We start from the raw sequence: 16,551 nt of genomic DNA, 5'->3' as shown, positions 1-16,551 counted from the left end.
CCGTTGCCAGCAGCAGCGGGCATACATAAAGGAGGAGAAGCAAGGATGACGACAGCGAGCGCAGTGGAAACGCTGAACAAAGCGGTGGAAGAAATCAAAGAGCAGGTGATTGCCTGGAGGCGGTATTTGCATCAGAATCCGGAGCTTTCCTTTCACGAAGAAAACACAGCCCAGTTCGTCTACGATACGCTTGTTTCGTTCGGCAATCTGGAGGTGACCAGACCGACCAGGACGAGTGTCGTGGCCCGATTGATCGGCCCTGCGCCGGGCAAGGTGCTGGCGATGCGCGCCGACATGGACGCCCTGCCGATTACCGAGGAGAACGACTTGCCGTACGCCTCGCAAAATCCCGGAGTGATGCACGCCTGCGGACATGACGGGCATACGGCAATGCTGCTGGGAGCGGCGAAGCTGCTCGCGGGGATGAAGGAGCAGATTAAAGGAGAAGTCCGCTTCCTCTTTCAGCATGCGGAGGAGCTCGCTCCCGGCGGGGCCGAGGAGATGGTGGAGGCCGGCGTGATGGACGGCGTGGACCTGGTGATCGGCTCGCACCTGTGGGCGTCGATGGAGTTCGGTACAGTCGGGATTTGCCCGGGGCCGATGATGGCTGCCCCGGACACTTTCTACATCGTGGTCAAAGGAAAAGGCGGTCACGCAGCGCTGCCGCATCAAACGATCGACAGCATCGCCATCGCCGCACAGGTCGTGACCAACTTGCAGCACATCGTCGCCCGCAATACGGACCCGCTGGACAACCTGGTCGTGTCCGTGACCAAGTTCGTCGGCGGTACGACGCACAATGTCATTCCCGGTTCCGTGGAAATCCTCGGTACGGTACGCAGCTTCAATCCCGAGTTGCGCGCCAACATGCCGACATTGATGGAGCGCGTCGTAAAGGGAATTACGGAAGCACACGGAGCCAGCTATGAGTTCGAATACGAAAACGGCTATCGCCCGGTCATCAACGACGCGGAAGTGACCCGTCTGATGGAAGATGTCGTGGTCGAATCGCTGGGCGCGGAGTGGGTCGAGCACATCCGTCCGAACATGGGCGGAGAAGACTTTTCCGCATTCCAGCAAAAGGCGCCTGGCTGCTTCTTTTACATCGCGGCGGGCAACCGGGAAAAAGGGATTACCTACCCGCACCACCACCCTCGCTTTGCCATTGAAGAGAATGCGCTGGAAGTCGGCGTGAAGATGTTTGTCAACGCCGCTCGCAAAATCGTCATGGAAGGCTAGGCAGCGATACGAAACAATACAACAAGACCTCCTGTCCGATGGATGCAGGAGGTCTTGTCAGTGTACGGCTATTCGATGCGAAACAGACGGTGCCATATCGAGCTTTTCCTTTGCTGGTTTTGGATTCGTGCGAGCTGGGCCTTGGTGTCGAGGATGTCTTTCATCGCCTTCGTCAGGCGCCTGTCTCGCTCTTTCAGGCTGCTGCGAATGTACGCTTCATGCTTTTCAATTCGCTGCAGCAAATCGTGCTGGGCAAGGTCCTGCATGTGTACCCGGGCAGCCAACGCTTGCAGCTTGGCGTCAAAGGTCGCAGAAGTCAACTCCACAGGCTGCGGTGCTGGCATGCTCGGTGCCGCGGAAAGACTGGGCGCGCTCTCTCTGCGGGCCGGCTCGGGCATCTGCTGGCTCGCGATCATTTGTGCCGCTTCTTCCTGGGGAAAGAGCTGATCTTTGGTCAGGCGGTAAAACCGCTGCAGGGCGGCTACATCGATTTGCCGGTACTCGCGGCGATTCTGGCTGTCCCGCACAAACCAATAGCCATGCTGCTCCAGCAGCATGCTCCACTTGCGCAAGGTACTTGCCCCGATGCCCAGCATATGGGCTACCTCCCTGCCCGTATACGTCTTTTCTCTTGCAACCAATTCAATGACGTTTCCCATCAACAATCCCTCCTGTCGCATCCCAACCTCGTGCACAGTTTTTGCTATAGCCTTTCTGTGTCAGGCTCGTCATTTCCTGTGCCAATCGTGCGACAAATTCCTGCACCCTTCGGTAACAAAAAGCGCTTGTGGCACGCCTTGATCACGAAAACCTTCTCACTTTGTCGAGCTTGCGTAGATTTCAGCGGAAAAAAGCAGTCAACTCACCAAGGAGAGATGAGGCACTTGTACATCGTATACTCGTACATTTTCCCCTGTTCTCCGCATGTGCGTAAGAGGGTGATGCCGCATGTACATAGGATACAAGGGAAGGAGGGATCGAAGATGGCTTTCAGAGATCAGGTAGAACGATTTTTGGGAAAACAAGTACGAGTAGAGACGGTTGATGGCACCTACACGGGGAGGTTGGACGAAGTAAAATCGTCGACCATTATCTTGCGTGACAACGACGGAAAACACCGCACGATCATCCGCAACTCCAAAATTGTCGCTGTAACGGAGCTGGGACGCCATCACTAATGGCGAAAGACGGCACACGACAGTTACGTCACATCAAGCTGCCTGGACAGGGCAGCTTTTTGCCTGTGTGGCAAATGCGAGTTTCGATGAAATACGAGATTTCACTGCATAGCCTGTACATGTTACCATAGATAGGTAATGAATATGACACAAAGGCAGGGGATACCATGTTGGAAATCACGTACCACGGTCATTCTTCCGTTCAATTGACTGCTGGAGACCATTCAATCATGTTCGATCCGTTTATCTCAGGCAATCCGCTGGCGACGACGAAGCTCGCTGACATTCGGGTTTCGCACATTCTGCTCACGCACGGGCACCAGGACCACATCCTGGATGCAGTCGAACTCGCGAAGCAAAACGATGCAACCATTGTGGCGACTCACGAATTGGCTACATACCTCGGGTGGCAGGGGGTCAAGACGATCGGGATCAACCTGGGCGGATCGCTTCGCCTGCCGTTTGGCAAAGTAAAAATGACCCATGCGTTCCACAGCTCGGGGGTCATCGCAAGCGAGCAGCAACAGATCGTGTACCTCGGAATGCCAGGCGGGTTTATCGTCGAAATGGGCGGCAAAACGGTCTATCATGCCGGAGATACGGGGCTGTTCGGCGACCTGAAGATGTTTGGCGAGCTGTATGACATCGATCTGGCGTTCCTGCCGATCGGCGATCACTTTACGATGGGACCCGAAGACGCACATATTGCCGCAAAGTGGGTCAAGGCCGATTTCGTCGTGCCGATTCATTACAATACGTTCCCGCCAATCCAGCAGGACGGGGATGCATTCGTAGCTGCATTGGCAGAAGAAGATATTCGCGGCAAGGCATTGAAGCCGGGCGAGTCATACCGTTTGCCATAACGGGAGCAAGCCAATTATTTACTGACAGCCAAGCTGCCATCCGTACCGATGGCGGCTTTTTTATATGGGAGCGCACAAGTCTTCCGCGTATTGTTGTTATGAAATATTATTTAATATTTGATAATTGACTAAAGAAATATTACTCCATACAATAAGAGGTAAGATTTGGATGGAACGGCGGTGGCGTAATGTTAAACGGAGGTTTGGTAAGCCTGCAGGCGGTTGTGGACGAGTTGAAACCGTCAGAGCGGAAAGTAGCCACGTATATTTTGGAGCATCCGGAGGAAGTCGTAAAGCTCTCGGTACAGAAGCTGGCGGAGCTGAGCGGCGTCTCTGAAGCGACGATCATTCGCCTTGCGCGCTCGCTCAATATGAAGGGGTACCAGGAGCTAAAGCTGCGGATTGCCGGTGATTTGAACAAACAGACGACACTCGGGAGCTATCAGGAAATTATGATGGAAGGCTCGGTCGACTCAATTATGAAAGCGGTTAGCTGGAACAATATCCAGTCGATCCAGGACACCCTGTCCGTCTTGTCGAGCGAAGAGGTGGAGCGTGCCGCGGAGGCTCTTTCCCGAGCGAGAAAAATCGATGTCTACGGAGTCGGCGCATCTGCCGTCATCGCGGCTGACATCCGGCAAAAGTTTTCGCGGATCAACCTGTGGTGCGATGCCTACAGCGATTTCCACGCACAGCTTACGTCTGCGGTGAGCCTGACTGAGCGGGATGTCGTAATCGGCATCTCCTACTCGGGGCAGACAGAAGACGTGATTCAATCGCTGACGGAGGCCAAGCAGCAGGGAGCGACGATTATTTCGCTGACCAAGTTCGGACCGTCTCCCGTCGCGGAACTGGCCGATATACGCCTGTTTACCAGTTCGGTGGAAAAAAGTATTCGCAGCGGGGCGATGGCGTCGCGTATCGCGCAGTTGAACGTGATCGACATCCTGTTTATGACAATGGTGAGTAGACAGCAGGACCAGGTCATCCCGCTGCTGGAAAAAACGAGACTGGCGGTCAGCCGAACGAAGCGGACACCGGAGTGAGGGGGAGCTTTATGGAGTCGGTCAGGAAATTGCTAATGGACTGGACCCGGCAAGGTCTGTTGCCGGGTGCGGCGCTGCGCGTGGTGCATAAGGGAAGCATTGTCTTTTCTTATGAAACGGGCGTCACCGATGTAAAGAGCCGTGCCCCTGTGACCAGTGAGACATTGTACGATCTCGCTTCCTTGACAAAGGTCACGGCCACCTTGCCGGCGCTGTTGCTGCTCATGCAGGAGGGACGCATCTCGCCAGACGATCCGCTCGGCGACTACTTTCCCGGCGCACCGGCAGACAAGAGAGGCATTACCGTCTCGCAGCTTTTGACGCACACGTCGGGGCTGCCCGCAGACTTGCAAGTGCGCAGACGTGACCAACCGATGCCGCTCCCGGAGCTCGTATACGAACAGCCGCTCCTGCACGAGGCAGGCAGTCGGGTCGTGTACAGCGACCTGGGCATGATCTGGCTGGGACTGCTGCTGGAACGCGTCACCGGCGAGCCGCTTGATGCGTATACGTCTCGTCGCATCTTCTCTCCGCTGGGGATGGAGCATAGCCTTTATTGTCCGAATAAATCCCATTTTCAAAATATTGCATCTACAGAATTTTGCGCATTGACGGGCGACTATCTCGTGGGTGAGGTGCATGACGAAAAGGCGTACGCCATGGGAGGAGTCGCGGGCCATGCCGGGCTGTTTGGCACTGCAGACGACCTCGCTTTGTATGCGTTGAGCTGGCTTGATGAAGAGCGGGCAATCCTTTCAGCCAACTGGCGCATGGAGGCAATCCGCTGCCACACCCAGGGACTGAACGAAGACAGGGGATACGGCTGGGAGCGAAAAGGCAGCAGCTCCGGCAAAAGCTGCGGCGGCGGATTTCATCCGGACAGCTTCGGACACACCGGGTTTACCGGCACCAGCCTGTGGATAGATCCGGTACACGAGTGGGCAGTCGTGTTTTTGACGAATGTGGTCCATCTGGGGCGCAACCACCAGCTTCGCGCATTGCGCCCGCTTTTACACGATGCAGTCACGGCCGAGCTTCGGCAGAGCCTGACTTGATAGAGTAGGCGAGGAGAGAACCAGAAAAACTGGATTTCAGGAAAAATGGGGGAGGATTTGGCATGAAACAAAGTCGTCTTCACAGATTGGCATCTGTCAGCCTGGCCGCTTTGCTGGCGCTGGCAGGATGCAGCAGCACGTCGGATTCAAACACGGGTACAGGAACAGAACCGACAGGCAACGAGGGAGGAGCAGAGCAGGTCACTGTCAGCATGCATAGCTGGCGGGTAGAGGACACAGAGGGCTACGCCAAGCTGATCGCCGCATTCGAGGCAGATAATCCCGGCATCAAGATCGACTTCAAACCGTTCAAGGCTACCGAATACAACACGATCCTCAACACCGCGCTGCAAAGCGACAGCGGCCCCGACATTCTCCAGCTTCGCCCGTATGCCGCAGGGCTGACGCTGGCGGAGGCAGGGTATTTGGAACCACTCGACAACTTGCCTGGCATCAACAACTTCCCGAAAGAGACACTGGCTGTAGCGACAGGCAAGGATGGCAAGATTTACGGAGTCCCGCTGAATCTGAGCACCACGCAGTTCTACTACAACAAGCAAATTTTCGAGGAAAACGGGCTGAGCGAGCCGCAGAGCTGGGATGAGTTGATCGCGACAGCACAGGCGTTGAAAGACAAGGGGATTACGCCGATTGCCTTCGGTGCAAAGGAAGGCTGGCTGTTGTCGTTGGCACATGGCGTGATCGCCCCCGGCACGTACGGCGGCAACGCGTACGTCGACAAGCTGCTGAACGGAGAGACCGATCTGAAAAGCCCCGAATTTCTCCGCTCGATCCAGCGAATGCAAGAACTGATTCCTTATTTCCCGGAAAATTATATCGGGCTGGATCTGAATGACCAACGCACCTTGTTCGCGACGGGAAAAGCAGCGATGTTCATCAACGGCAACTTCGAACTGGAAGGTCTGTTGAAGCTGAACCCCGATCTGCCGCTCGATTTCTTCCCGATGCCTGGCGACGACGGACAAAAAATTCTCACCACCTGGGTTGACGGTTCCTACGCCGTGAATGCCAAGTCGAAAAACAAGGAAGCAGCACTCAAGTTCATGGAATACATGACGACTACGCAGTTTGGCCAGCAGTTCGCCAACGAGTTCAAACGCATCAGTGCCGTACCTGGCGTCTCGGTAGACGATCCGCTGGTGAACAAAATGTCAGAATTGGCGCAAAACAATTCCTCGTCCTACTTGATGGTCGTTCATTTTACTGGAGGCAATCCGACGACCAAGCAAACGCTGGAAAACGCCCTGCAAGGCATGTACCTCGGCGAAATGACGCCGGAGCAGGTCGTGGAAGAAGTGCAGAAGTCCGCGGAAACCTGGTTTGAGCCATTCAAGAAGTAAGAACAGGCCGGTGCGGGAGGGACGCTCTTGCTGCTCTCGCACCGTGTTTTCCACTGGGGGGTGAAGGTCATCAGCAATTACAGCAGATATACAATCCGGCCGAAAGGAAAGCTGGGCTGGCTCGTCCACCTTTTCCCGATCCCGGCGGCGATTGTGTATGGACTCTTTGTCGTGTATCCGATCTTTTCCGCTTTCACCTACAGCTTGTACGAGTGGCAAGGATTGAAGCGCGGAGTGTTTGCAGGGCTGAACAACTTTTTGACGCTGTTCCAGATCGAGCCGTACAACGCGATGTTCTGGAATGCGTTTCGCCACAATGTCCTGTACTTCGTCGTGGAGATGATCGTGCAAAACGGCATCGCCTTCGCGCTTGCCTTCGTCATTTACCGCAAAATCCGCGGAGCGGGGTTCCTGAAAGTGGCGATCTTCATGCCGCGTCTGCTCTCGGTGATCGTCGTCGGGTTTTTGTGGAAGCTGATTTTGAATCCGAACTACGGGGCATTGAATACGCTTCTGACCAATGTCGGGCTGGGGCACTGGGCGCAGCCGTGGCTCGGTCACCCCGATACGGCACTCATGTCGATCATTCTCGTTAACTGCTGGTTCGGAATCGGGTTTGCCATGCTGATCTTTCTCGCCGGGCTGCAGTCGATCCCGGAGGAGTTGGTGGAAGCGGCACGGCTGGATGGAGCGAAGGGCTTGACCCTGTTGTGGAAAATCTACCTGCCGCTCTGCATGCCGTCCATCACGATTATGACAGTCTTTACCTTCATCCAGGCATTCGAAGCGTTTGAACTGGTCTACGCGATGCAAGGCTCGATGGGCGAGCCGTTCCGTTCGACAGACCTTTTGGCCGTGTACTTCTACCGCCTGGCATTTAGCAGTGCGGGCGGCGGAGACGTGTCGATCGGTCTTGGTTCCGCGCTTGCTGTCGTGCTGTTTGCCATCGTCGGTTCCGTCTCCGCGCTGTCACTCTATCTGATGCGCAAACGGGAAGTGCAGCATTGATGGGGGAAGGGAAGATGACAGCGTCGAGAAAAGGAGGAAAAGGTGCATGAAGACGAGTATCGGCACGCGGGCGTTGCAGTATCTGTTTGCGTATTTGTTTATGGTGGTGGCCGTCTATCCGATGATTCTGATGGTCGCCTCCTCCTTCAAAAGCAACATGGACATTTTGGCGAATCCGTTTTCGCTGCCGCTATCGCTCCATTTGGAGTCGTACCAGAAATTGTGGGAGGCCGTTCCGTTTGGCAGTTTTCTGCTCAACAGTGTCATCGTCAGCGTCGTTTCGGTGGTGCTGGTCGCGCTTTTTTCAGCGATGGCAGCCTTTTACCTGGCCCGCTTCTCCTTTAAATGGACCGGTTTGCTCTACTTCTTTTTCATTGCCGGGCTGATGATTCCGATCAAGCTGGGCATCGTGCCCTTGTTTATGCTGATGAAAAATCTCGGGTTGATCAATTCGCTCTGGTCGCTGATCCTGATTTACACGGCGACCGGAATTCCGATTTCGGTGTTGATTTTGACAGGTTTTTTCCGGGCGCTTCCGGTCGAGCTGGAGGAAGCGGCGCGCATCGACGGCTGCACGCACTTTCAGGTTTTGTGGAAGGTGCTGCTGCCGCTCATCCGGCCTGCGCTGGGAACGGTCGTCATCATCAATTTTATCGGTGCCTGGAACGATTTTTTCTTTCCGCTCATTTTTATACAAGAGGATGCGCTAAAGACGATTCCGGTAGGGATGATGGTGTTGTTCGGCGAGTACGAGACGAATTGGAGCCTGCTGTTTGCCGGTCTGACTCTCTCTGCCTTGCCGATGATCGCCGTGTTCCTGGTAGCGTCCCGGCAATTTATGGAGGGGTTGACGGCAGGTGCGGTCAAATAAGCAAAGTCGCTGGTTTATCGGCATAGACGGAGGAGGTACCCGGACGAGAGGAGCGATCTGCGACGAGGCGGGCCGGGTGGCAGCGATCGCAGTCGGGGACGGCTCCAATGCGCTGTCCCGTCCCTGGAGCGAAGTCGAGCGGACGCTAAGGCAGTTGATCGACGAGTTGATCCAAAGCGCCGGAACGAGCCGGGATCAGGTTGAAGCCTTGTACCTCGGTCTGGCAGGCGCGGATCGCCCGGCTATTATGCAGCTGCTCACCGACGCTTTCGCAGAAGAGTGGCAGGAGCGGCTACATCTCGACAACGACGCGGTCGCAGCCCTCTACGCGGGAACGTGGGGGAAGCCGGGAATCGTGCTGATCGCAGGCACCGGTTCGATAGCCTACGGGATCAACAGCAGGGGGGAGCGGTATCGCGTCGGCGGCTGGGGCTATCTGGTCGGCGATGAAGGCAGCGGATTCGATCTGGGCAGGCAGGCTGTGAGTGCGGCACTGCGGGCTTTCGACGGCAGAGCGGAGCCGACCGCGCTGAGCCAGTTGCTGCTCGCCCATTACGCGGTACAAACGGTCCCCGAGCTGATCGCGATTCTCTACGGCAGCGGCAATCCGCGCAAGGAGCTGGCGTCGTTGAGCAGCCTGGCGGAGACGGCGGCGCGTGGCGGGGATGCTGTCGCCAGGCAGTTGGTGCGGCAGGCCGCTGCCGAGCTCGCCGGGCTTGCAGCCGCCTGCCAGCAAAAGATGGGGGAAAGCCTGCCTGTCGTATTGGCTGGCGGACTGTTGACGACAGACACATTGGTGCGCCAGGAGCTTCTGCACATTGCAGAATTTCACGTATGCCAGCCGGTCGTTACGCCTGTGACCGGCGCGTTGGCGGCTGCGCTGGAGCGTGCGGGAGCGCTCCTGGACGAGAAGGTCATCAGGCAGCTACAGATGAACGAAGCGTGGAAAGGAAGCTATGTCGATGAATGATAACTTGTACCAGCTTCAGACTGAAATGCGCAATGCGGCGAGCGAACGACTGGACGAAATGTCCGCTCTGGAAATCGTCACGCTGATGAACGAGGAGGACGAAAAGGTGGCGCGTGCTGTACGCCAGGTTCTCCCCGAGATCGCCCAAGCTGTGGAGCTGATTGTAAGCGCGATGGAGCGGGGCGGCAGGCTGCTTTACTTCGGAGCGGGAACCAGTGGTCGGCTCGGTGTATTGGATGCTTCCGAGTGCCCTCCGACCTACGGGACAGAACCGTCCCTCGTGCGGGGCATCATCGCGGGCGGCCCTGTGGCATTGAGCGAAGCGGTAGAGGGAGCAGAAGATTCCCTGGAGTTGGGATACGAGGATGTCGAGCGCGCTGCTGTCAGCGCACGCGACGTGGTCGTCGGGATTGCCGCCAGCGGCAGAACGCCTTACGTCCGCGGCGCGTTGGAGGCAGCCAAGAGCCGTGGGGCGAAAATCGTCTCGCTGTCATGCAATCCGACTCCAGAGATCAGCCACGGGGTCGATGTGTCCATCAATGTCGTCGTCGGCCCGGAAGTCGTCGCCGGTTCTACCCGGCTTAAGGCGGGCACTGCCACCAAAATGGTCCTGAACATGCTGACGACAGCCAGCATGGTGCAGCTCGGCAAGGTGTACGGCAATCTGATGGTCAATGTGCAGGCGACCAATCAAAAGCTCCAGGAACGGGCCAAGCGCATCATCATGCAGGTGACCGGCGTGGATTACGGCGAGGCCGAGAAGCTGATTGCAGCGGCGGCCGGCGATGTCCGGGTGGCGATCGTCATGCAAAAAACGGGCGTGTCCCATGAGGAGGCGCTGCGCAGAATCGCGCGGGCGCAAGGCAAGGTGCGTCTGGCAATCGAACAAGAGAAGTAGCAAACCATGCAGCTCATGCTCCGTTAAGGGGAGAGCTGCATGTTTTTTTCTGCTAATGGCGGAGCTGTACGCCGTTTCCCCTGCAGGAATTCGTGCCCTTTGCCCTTCCCCTACAAATCCTTTACAAATACTGGGTTTTTGCGTGTACAGAATGGTAGCTGGACGTTTGCCATGCTCTCTCTGACGGAAGACTTCATTCTTTATATAATGGTGCACATTTTGATAGGAAAAGGATGGAAAATAATAAAGGAGTAATGTAGAATTAATAATCATTTGCTATCAATTTGACTTCTAGGCTATTTCTGTATCAGAGGTAGCCGTTTTATCGTCCCATTGCAGCAGGCCTTGAGCGCGCAATTTCAGAATGTAGTGGAGGAATGAGTGAGTGAAGCCAGGATGAACAAGCGGACTGTCTTAACGGCAGGCTTTGCCCAAATCCCCAAAGGGACTGCTCTGTACGAAGTATCGACGGTGATCGGGTGCGTGCTGATCATTGATTCGGAGCATGACGTAATTTGTGACGCCAGCTTTTCATTTGTCATGGAAAAGACAAACGGATTTCTGGTCGATTTGGTGGTGGGAAAATCTGTTTCACATGGAATGAAGGAGCTGACCCAGGAAATTCAGGAGCGTTTTCTCGGTCCTGGACAAGGGGCCGTCCTTCAGGCGATCCGCGCCGCTGTCGATCGTTATTACGAAAAAAAAAGGTAAGCTACCCAGTGTCGGAGGGTTGTACATGCACGAAGATTTTGCAGACAAAGATGCGTATACTCGACAGCTATTGGAGCGGTATAGCGTGTGGTTGAACCAGATCGAGCACATAAACCGGGAAGAGGTTGCAGCAGTAGAGCGAGAGCTTGCCTTTATGCTGCCGCAGGCTGATTGCGTTGTGCACGGACAGGTGATAGACCAGATTGTCCGGTTGCACGAACGTGTACACAAAATGTTTTCGATGTCAGAATATATGAAAATTTTGGGTGATCTGACGCATACGTTTGCCATGACGTTCGAGGAGGACCAGATTTTATGGAAAGCCTTTGAGCTTGTCTCCCGTGTCATGCGGGCCGATGCCTTTTTGATCGCTTTTTTTGATGAAGGTGATAGCGAAATCCAGATCCCGATCAGCGTGGATGGCGGGGTCAACTACGGTCCGTTGACGATTCCGTTTGGGCAGGGGATGATCTCCCGCGTCATTCAGACCGGGCAGACGATCCATATTCGCACGATGCAAAACGAGCCGAGCGAGCCGGAAATGATCCGCTGGGGCAGCCCGGAGATCGATACCAACACATGTATTTTCGTGCCCTTGAAGGTGGGGCAGCAGGTGATGGGTGTCATTTCCGCTCAGTCGTATCGTGAGTACGCTTACAAGCAAGAGCATGAGGAACTGTTGAAAATCATCGGCTTCCAGGTAGCCAGCGCAGTCACGACAGCCCGCATGTACGACCGGATGTACCAGATGTCGTTTCAGGACGAACTGACGGGCTTGTATAATTACCGTGCATTTCACCGTGACCTGGAGGCGATGCTGGTCAAGCCGGATGCTTCCGTCACACTGATCATGCTCGATTCCGACAGTCTGAAATCGGTCAACGACCTGTACGGTCACCATCTCGGCGACGCGATGATCAAGCGCATTGCCGAGGCGATGAAGCTGATCGCCGGACCACGAGACACTACGTACCGATACGCCGGAGACGAATTCATGCTGCTTTCGCCCAACATCACAGCAGAGGAAGCGATGGAGAAGGTGCAGCAGATTCGTGACTATTTGCGCGCCAATCCTCTTTATCAGGACAACCTCTCCATCCCTGTCGAGGTGAGTGCCGGTATCGCATCTTTTCCAGCCGATGCCAACAATGCCGACGGGCTGAAGCGGGCGGCCGATGAAGCCTTGTACATCTCCAAGCGGAAAGGGAAAAACTGTACGACCGTATATGCGACCTGACCCGGCCGATGGCACAGCCAGTGGCCGCTGCGAAAAGCATGCACTTGATTCCTGAGTGCGTGCTTCTTTTTTTTGAAAAAAAGGTCAAAAATAGGAGAAACGATGACAATCATTTCGTAAAGATGCAATGTAGTTTACAATTATTATAAAAAGATATTGACTTTATTTGGCGTTCAGGTAAAATGAGAAATGTTCCTAGTTTATAATAATTTTAATGTGATAGCGAGAAAGGGGGAGCCGCCATGTATGATGTCATCATCATTGGTGGAGGACCAGCAGGAGCATCTGCTGCGATCTATACAGCGAGAGGGAATTTGAAGACGCTGGTCATCGACAAAGCACCAGGCTCCGGTGCACTTGCTCTGACCCACAAAATTGCCAACTACCCTGGCGTTGAAGGAGAATTGACAGGGAAGGAATTGCTGGATAAAATGCGTCGCCAGGCAGAGAGCTTTGGTGCCGAATTCATTCAGACGACGATTACGGCAGTAGACGTGGAAGATGAGGAAAAGAGCATCTTTACCGCTCACGGGACGTTTACAGCCAAGGCAGTGATCGTCGCGACCGGTTCAAAAGGACGCAACCGGATGCTGCCCGGCGAAGAAGAATTGCTGGGACGCGGTGTAAGTACATGCGCGACCTGCGACGGCGCTTTCTACGAAGGAAAGCACGTAGCGGTCATCGGAGATTCCGAGGAAGCGCTGGAAGAAGCACATGCGCTGACCAAGTTTGCGGACAAGATTACGTTCCTCGTTCCGCGCGCCGAATTGCAAGGTGTCGACGAAGTGCCCGAGTTGCCCAAGACTGAGCTGCTCTTCCGCACACGTCCGCTGGAAATCGTCGGGCAGAACGCGGTCGAAGGCGTGAAAATCCGTACGGCCGAAGGTAGTGAGGAAATGCTCGACGTAGACGGCGTATTCGTCTTCCTGTCCGGCAGCAAACCGGGAACGGATTTCCTCGATGGACAAGTTCCCCTCGATGAGGAAGGCTTTATGATTCTCGACGAGTTTATGCAATCTTCCGTTCCTGGCGTTTTTGGAGCCGGTGAAGTGCGGAAAACACCAGTGAAGCAGGCTGTTGTGGCTGCCGCTGACGGCGCGATCGCAGCAATGGCTGTGGACCGCTACATAAACAAGCGCTCCAAAATCGTTCCCCAATATAAATAATCTACGAAAAAAGGAGAGTTAACCATGGCACAAGCAATCGTATACTCCAGCACTAACTGCAGTTTTTGCAAGCAATTGAAAACATACCTGGAAGAGCAAAACATTTCCTACGAAGAGCGCAACATCGATCTGTCTGAAGAAGCGCGTCAAGAGCTGAGCAAAATCGGCATTATGTCTGTTCCGTTGACCGTGATTGGCGAAAAGCAAATTCTCGGCTTCAACCCGAACCGCATCAAAAAAGCTCTCGCAGCCCTGGAAGAAAAAGCGGAGTAATCCGTCTTTCGATTCAACCAAAAGCGCTGTTCCACCTCCCATATACGCGTATGAAAACCCGTTGTCTTGTTGACAGCGGGTTTTTTGCTGTCGTTTTTTCGTTTTGATTTTGGGTGCAACATCCTGTTTTTTACAAAAAAATCTGGATGCCCCGGCTGAGCGAATAGTCGTGACACGGGCAACACGATGGGGCAAAAGAAGGTCCTGGTTGCATGATACGTCTCCCAAAAATGTAGGACCAAATAGACAAATGATGCTGAGTTTTACATTTTGATTACAAAGCGTGATTAATCAGATTAGGGAAATCAGTCTATGGGAAGGGCGGACCGGCTTTGTATACAATTTACGCAGACGATCAGCCTTCTGTCTGGTTTTGTCGCAAGGGTTCCCCGATGGCGTATCACCTGTTCTTCTGGCGAGTTCATTGGAGGTGAGAGAATTGGGAACGAATCGAAAGCGTCTCTATACGTGGGCGTCCGTTTTCGTACTGGCTGCCGCGATTTCTGGCATGTGGTGGGCACTCGATGGAAATCGCGTGGAAAGCATGGAAACAGACGACGGAATTCGCATGAAATTTCGGACGAATGGGGACCGACTGGAAGTTTATGAAAACGAGGCCTGGAAGCCGTTTTTTGCAAAAGGAATCAACCTGGGGGCGTCCTTGCCGGGGCATTTTCCGGGAGAGCTGCCGATCACCAAAGACGATTATCTTCGCTGGTTTGCGATGATGGATGAAATGGGAGCCAATGTGCTGCGCGTCTATACGATCCATCCGCCTGATTTTTACACGGCGCTCGTTGAATTCAACCGCAGCAAGGATGGCGCTCCGCTCTACCTGATGCAGGGGATCTGGAGCCCCGAGGAGCTTTTGATCGAAAAGCAGGACGCGTTCTTGCCGGAAATCCGCGAGCAATTTCGCGAGGAGATTCGTGACGCGGTAGCCGCCGTATACGGCGAGGCGACACTACCGGAAAAAAGCGGAAAAGCAAGCGGCGAGTACCGCAGCAATGCCGGAGAATACCTGATCGGCTGGCATGTCGGAACGGAGTGGGACCCGCTGATGGTGGACAGGACCAACGAGCTTCATCGCAAGACAGCTCCCTATCGCGGCAGTTTTTTTCAGGCGAAGCAGGAGGCGAGTCCTTTTGAAAGCTGGCTGGCAGAGATGATTGATCTCGTCGCCGAGGAAGAAAGCAAGTACGGCTGGCAGCATCCGATCAGCTTTACCAACTGGGTGACGACCGATCCGCTTGCACATCCCGGAGAGCCGCTCTACCACGAGGATTTGGTCAGCGTCGATCCGACCCATGTCGAGCCCGTCGACTGGGCAGCGGGGTACTTTGCTTCCTACCATGTCTACCCGTACTACCCTGACTTGTTTCGCTACGATGCGAACTTGCAAACAGTGCGCAACGACAAGGGAGAAATCGACACGTACAAGGCGTACCTCCGCCAGCTGAAGCAGCATCACAAGGACATGCCGATACTCGTCACGGAGTTTGGCGTCCCCGCTTCCTGGGGGATTGCGCACATAGGTCTGCTCGGGCGGGATCAGGGCGGCCACACCGAACAGCGGCAAGGCGAGATCGACGCGGAGCTGCTTCAAGAAATTCACAACGAAGGGTACGCCGGAGCGATTCTGTTCGTCTGGCAGGACGAGTGGTTCAAAAAAACATGGAACACAATGCCTTTTGAATTGCCCACGGACCGGCGCTCGCTCTGGCTGAACGTGCTGACCAACGAAAAGCTGTTCGGCATCATCGGGATGCACGCCGGCAAGGAACATGTACTGGCGATCGACGGGGAGACAGGCGATTGGGACAAGCTCGCAGACAACGAAAAACAGCGAATCGATGTTGCTGCGCCGGGTTTTGAAGAAATCTGGATGGCGCACGATGAGGCGTACGTCTACATCATGGCCCGGTTGGAGAAGCCGTTTCAGCCGGAGTCGGCAGTCGTGTCGTTTGGGATCGACACCTTGCCTGGCGGAAACCGGCATGCGCCGCAGCTAGGCGAGCTGAAGCTGGACGAAGGACTGGAACTGCTGGTCCGTCTGGGAACAGCGGAGGACAGCCAGATTCAGATCGCCTCCAACTACGATTTTCACACCCGTCTTTACGGCAAGCGCTACGGTATGCTGCCCGTCGACGAGCAGGCGATGCAAGACGATTCCGGTCTGTTCGTGCCCTGGAAGCTGGCTGTCGGACTAGAGATGGAACCGCCGGACAGCAAGGCCCACTACCCGATGGAGGAAGTCGTCGTCGGGAGTCTGCGCAGAGGCACGACGGATTGGGATGATCCGGCCTACGACTCGCTTGCTGCCTGGCAGGCAAAAGGAAATGTGGTCGAGCTGCGTATTCCCTGGATGCTGCTCGGATTTGCCGATCCCAGCTCCTTGCAGGCGATCAGCTATCAGGATGCGGGCAGGGAATTTGTCACCGAAACAGCCGAGGGAATCCGTTTGCTGCCCTGGATGGAGCGAAGCGACGGCACCAGTACCCTCGCGAGTGATGCGACAGATGTGCCGTACACGCTCTCCCGGCTCCCCGTCTATACCTGGGAGCCGTGGGAAGAAGTGCGCTATTACGAGCGAAAAAAGCAAAGCTATTACGCGATCCAAAAAGCGTTTCAGGAAATCGACCAACCTGTGCATGTAACGAACAAAAAACCTTGAG

At 55.0% G+C, this 16,551-nt stretch carries 16 protein-coding genes; 15 read left to right on the top strand and 1 reads right to left on the bottom strand.

Going from position 1 to position 16,551, the window contains the following annotated elements; all coding sequences use genetic code 11:
• Positions 1–45: 45 nt before the first annotated feature.
• Positions 46–1,239, top strand: coding sequence for a M20 family metallopeptidase (locus tag ACAF76_RS16210; RefSeq protein ID WP_400161895.1), 1,194 nt, complete (start codon positions 46–48; stop codon positions 1,237–1,239).
• 68 nt (positions 1,240–1,307) lie between these two features.
• On the opposite strand, the gene ACAF76_RS16205 is transcribed toward ACAF76_RS16210, so the two are convergent.
• Positions 1,308–1,898: a hypothetical protein gene (locus ACAF76_RS16205; protein ID WP_400161894.1), complete on the bottom strand. Its 591-nt coding sequence runs from the start codon at positions 1,896–1,898 to the stop codon at positions 1,308–1,310.
• A gap of 324 nt (positions 1,899–2,222) precedes the next feature.
• Between ACAF76_RS16205 and ACAF76_RS16200 the strand changes: the two genes are divergently transcribed.
• The 14 genes from ACAF76_RS16200 to ACAF76_RS16135 all read left to right on the top strand — a co-directional run bounded on the left by ACAF76_RS16200 (position 2,223) and on the right by ACAF76_RS16135 (position 16,550).
• A complete protein-coding gene (locus tag ACAF76_RS16200) occupies positions 2,223–2,417 on the top strand; it encodes a hypothetical protein (RefSeq protein ID WP_400161893.1) in 195 nt (64 codons plus the stop codon).
• Positions 2,418–2,584: 167 nt separating this feature from the next.
• Positions 2,585–3,280 carry a metal-dependent hydrolase gene (locus ACAF76_RS16195; RefSeq protein ID WP_400161892.1) on the top strand — a complete coding sequence of 232 codons (696 nt, stop codon included), beginning with the start codon at positions 2,585–2,587 and terminating at the stop codon, positions 3,278–3,280.
• A gap of 188 nt (positions 3,281–3,468) precedes the next feature.
• Positions 3,469–4,326, top strand: coding sequence for a MurR/RpiR family transcriptional regulator (locus tag ACAF76_RS16190; protein WP_400161891.1), 858 nt, complete (start codon positions 3,469–3,471; stop codon positions 4,324–4,326).
• An 11-nt stretch (positions 4,327–4,337) separates the two neighbouring features.
• Positions 4,338–5,381 carry a serine hydrolase domain-containing protein gene (locus tag ACAF76_RS16185; protein WP_400161890.1) on the top strand — a complete coding sequence of 348 codons (1,044 nt, stop codon included), beginning with the start codon at positions 4,338–4,340 and terminating at the stop codon, positions 5,379–5,381.
• A 62-nt stretch (positions 5,382–5,443) separates the two neighbouring features.
• A complete protein-coding gene (locus ACAF76_RS16180; RefSeq protein WP_400161889.1) occupies positions 5,444–6,742 on the top strand; it encodes an ABC transporter substrate-binding protein in 1,299 nt (432 codons plus the stop codon).
• Between the two features lie 69 nt (positions 6,743–6,811).
• Positions 6,812–7,750: a carbohydrate ABC transporter permease gene (locus ACAF76_RS16175; RefSeq protein WP_400162081.1), complete on the top strand. Its 939-nt coding sequence runs from the start codon at positions 6,812–6,814 to the stop codon at positions 7,748–7,750.
• A 46-nt stretch (positions 7,751–7,796) separates the two neighbouring features.
• The gene (locus tag ACAF76_RS16170) at positions 7,797–8,621 is read left to right on the top strand and encodes a carbohydrate ABC transporter permease (RefSeq protein ID WP_400161888.1); all 825 of its coding nucleotides are present in this window, start codon (positions 7,797–7,799) and stop codon (positions 8,619–8,621) included.
• A complete protein-coding gene (locus tag ACAF76_RS16165) occupies positions 8,608–9,591 on the top strand; it encodes an N-acetylglucosamine kinase (protein WP_400161887.1) in 984 nt (327 codons plus the stop codon). The genes ACAF76_RS16170 and ACAF76_RS16165 overlap by 14 nt, the downstream gene beginning before the upstream one ends.
• Positions 9,584–10,489 (top strand): N-acetylmuramic acid 6-phosphate etherase, encoded by a 906-nt coding sequence (gene murQ / locus ACAF76_RS16160; RefSeq protein WP_400161886.1) that lies wholly within the window; start codon positions 9,584–9,586, stop codon positions 10,487–10,489. The genes ACAF76_RS16165 and murQ overlap by 8 nt, the downstream gene beginning before the upstream one ends.
• A gap of 381 nt (positions 10,490–10,870) precedes the next feature.
• Complete coding sequence (locus ACAF76_RS16155) at positions 10,871–11,200, top strand: DUF3870 domain-containing protein (protein WP_400161885.1); 330 nt, start codon at positions 10,871–10,873, stop codon at positions 11,198–11,200.
• Positions 11,201–11,225: 25 nt separating this feature from the next.
• The gene (locus ACAF76_RS16150) at positions 11,226–12,437 is read left to right on the top strand and encodes a diguanylate cyclase (RefSeq protein ID WP_400161884.1); all 1,212 of its coding nucleotides are present in this window, start codon (positions 11,226–11,228) and stop codon (positions 12,435–12,437) included.
• A 242-nt stretch (positions 12,438–12,679) separates the two neighbouring features.
• On the top strand, positions 12,680–13,603 hold the full coding sequence (locus ACAF76_RS16145; RefSeq protein ID WP_400161883.1) for an NAD(P)/FAD-dependent oxidoreductase: 924 nt from the start codon (positions 12,680–12,682) through the stop codon (positions 13,601–13,603).
• A gap of 24 nt (positions 13,604–13,627) precedes the next feature.
• Positions 13,628–13,876 carry a glutaredoxin family protein gene (locus ACAF76_RS16140; RefSeq protein ID WP_400161882.1) on the top strand — a complete coding sequence of 83 codons (249 nt, stop codon included), beginning with the start codon at positions 13,628–13,630 and terminating at the stop codon, positions 13,874–13,876.
• Between the two features lie 508 nt (positions 13,877–14,384).
• On the top strand, positions 14,385–16,550 hold the full coding sequence (locus tag ACAF76_RS16135) for a hypothetical protein (RefSeq protein ID WP_400162080.1): 2,166 nt from the start codon (positions 14,385–14,387) through the stop codon (positions 16,548–16,550).
• The last annotated feature ends 1 nt before the right edge of the window (position 16,551 follow it).

Origin of the sequence: Brevibacillus sp. TJ4 (assembly GCF_044627595.2) — a bacterium.
Taxonomy (GTDB): Bacteria; Bacillota; Bacilli; order Brevibacillales; family Brevibacillaceae; genus Brevibacillus.
This window is presented reverse-complemented; position numbering and strand designations above follow the sequence as displayed.

What these genes read in the sequence shown, in the direction of transcription:
- ACAF76_RS16210 (WP_400161895.1), top strand. Translation starts at nt 46, where the DNA reads ATGACGACAGCGAGCGCAGTGGAAACGCTGAACAAAGCGGTGGAAGAA.
- ACAF76_RS16205 (WP_400161894.1), bottom strand. Translation starts at nt 1,898, where the DNA reads ATGGGAAACGTCATTGAATTGGTTGCAAGAGAAAAGACGTATACGGGC.
- ACAF76_RS16200 (WP_400161893.1), top strand. Translation starts at nt 2,223, where the DNA reads ATGGCTTTCAGAGATCAGGTAGAACGATTTTTGGGAAAACAAGTACGA.
- ACAF76_RS16195 (WP_400161892.1), top strand. Translation starts at nt 2,585, where the DNA reads ATGTTGGAAATCACGTACCACGGTCATTCTTCCGTTCAATTGACTGCT.
- ACAF76_RS16190 (WP_400161891.1), top strand. Translation starts at nt 3,469, where the DNA reads ATGTTAAACGGAGGTTTGGTAAGCCTGCAGGCGGTTGTGGACGAGTTG.
- ACAF76_RS16185 (WP_400161890.1), top strand. Translation starts at nt 4,338, where the DNA reads ATGGAGTCGGTCAGGAAATTGCTAATGGACTGGACCCGGCAAGGTCTG.
- ACAF76_RS16180 (WP_400161889.1), top strand. Translation starts at nt 5,444, where the DNA reads ATGAAACAAAGTCGTCTTCACAGATTGGCATCTGTCAGCCTGGCCGCT.
- ACAF76_RS16170 (WP_400161888.1), top strand. Translation starts at nt 7,797, where the DNA reads ATGAAGACGAGTATCGGCACGCGGGCGTTGCAGTATCTGTTTGCGTAT.
- murQ (WP_400161886.1), top strand. Translation starts at nt 9,584, where the DNA reads ATGAATGATAACTTGTACCAGCTTCAGACTGAAATGCGCAATGCGGCG.
- ACAF76_RS16150 (WP_400161884.1), top strand. Translation starts at nt 11,226, where the DNA reads ATGCACGAAGATTTTGCAGACAAAGATGCGTATACTCGACAGCTATTG.
- ACAF76_RS16145 (WP_400161883.1), top strand. Translation starts at nt 12,680, where the DNA reads ATGTATGATGTCATCATCATTGGTGGAGGACCAGCAGGAGCATCTGCT.
- ACAF76_RS16140 (WP_400161882.1), top strand. Translation starts at nt 13,628, where the DNA reads ATGGCACAAGCAATCGTATACTCCAGCACTAACTGCAGTTTTTGCAAG.
- ACAF76_RS16135 (WP_400162080.1), top strand. Translation starts at nt 14,385, where the DNA reads ATGTGGTGGGCACTCGATGGAAATCGCGTGGAAAGCATGGAAACAGAC.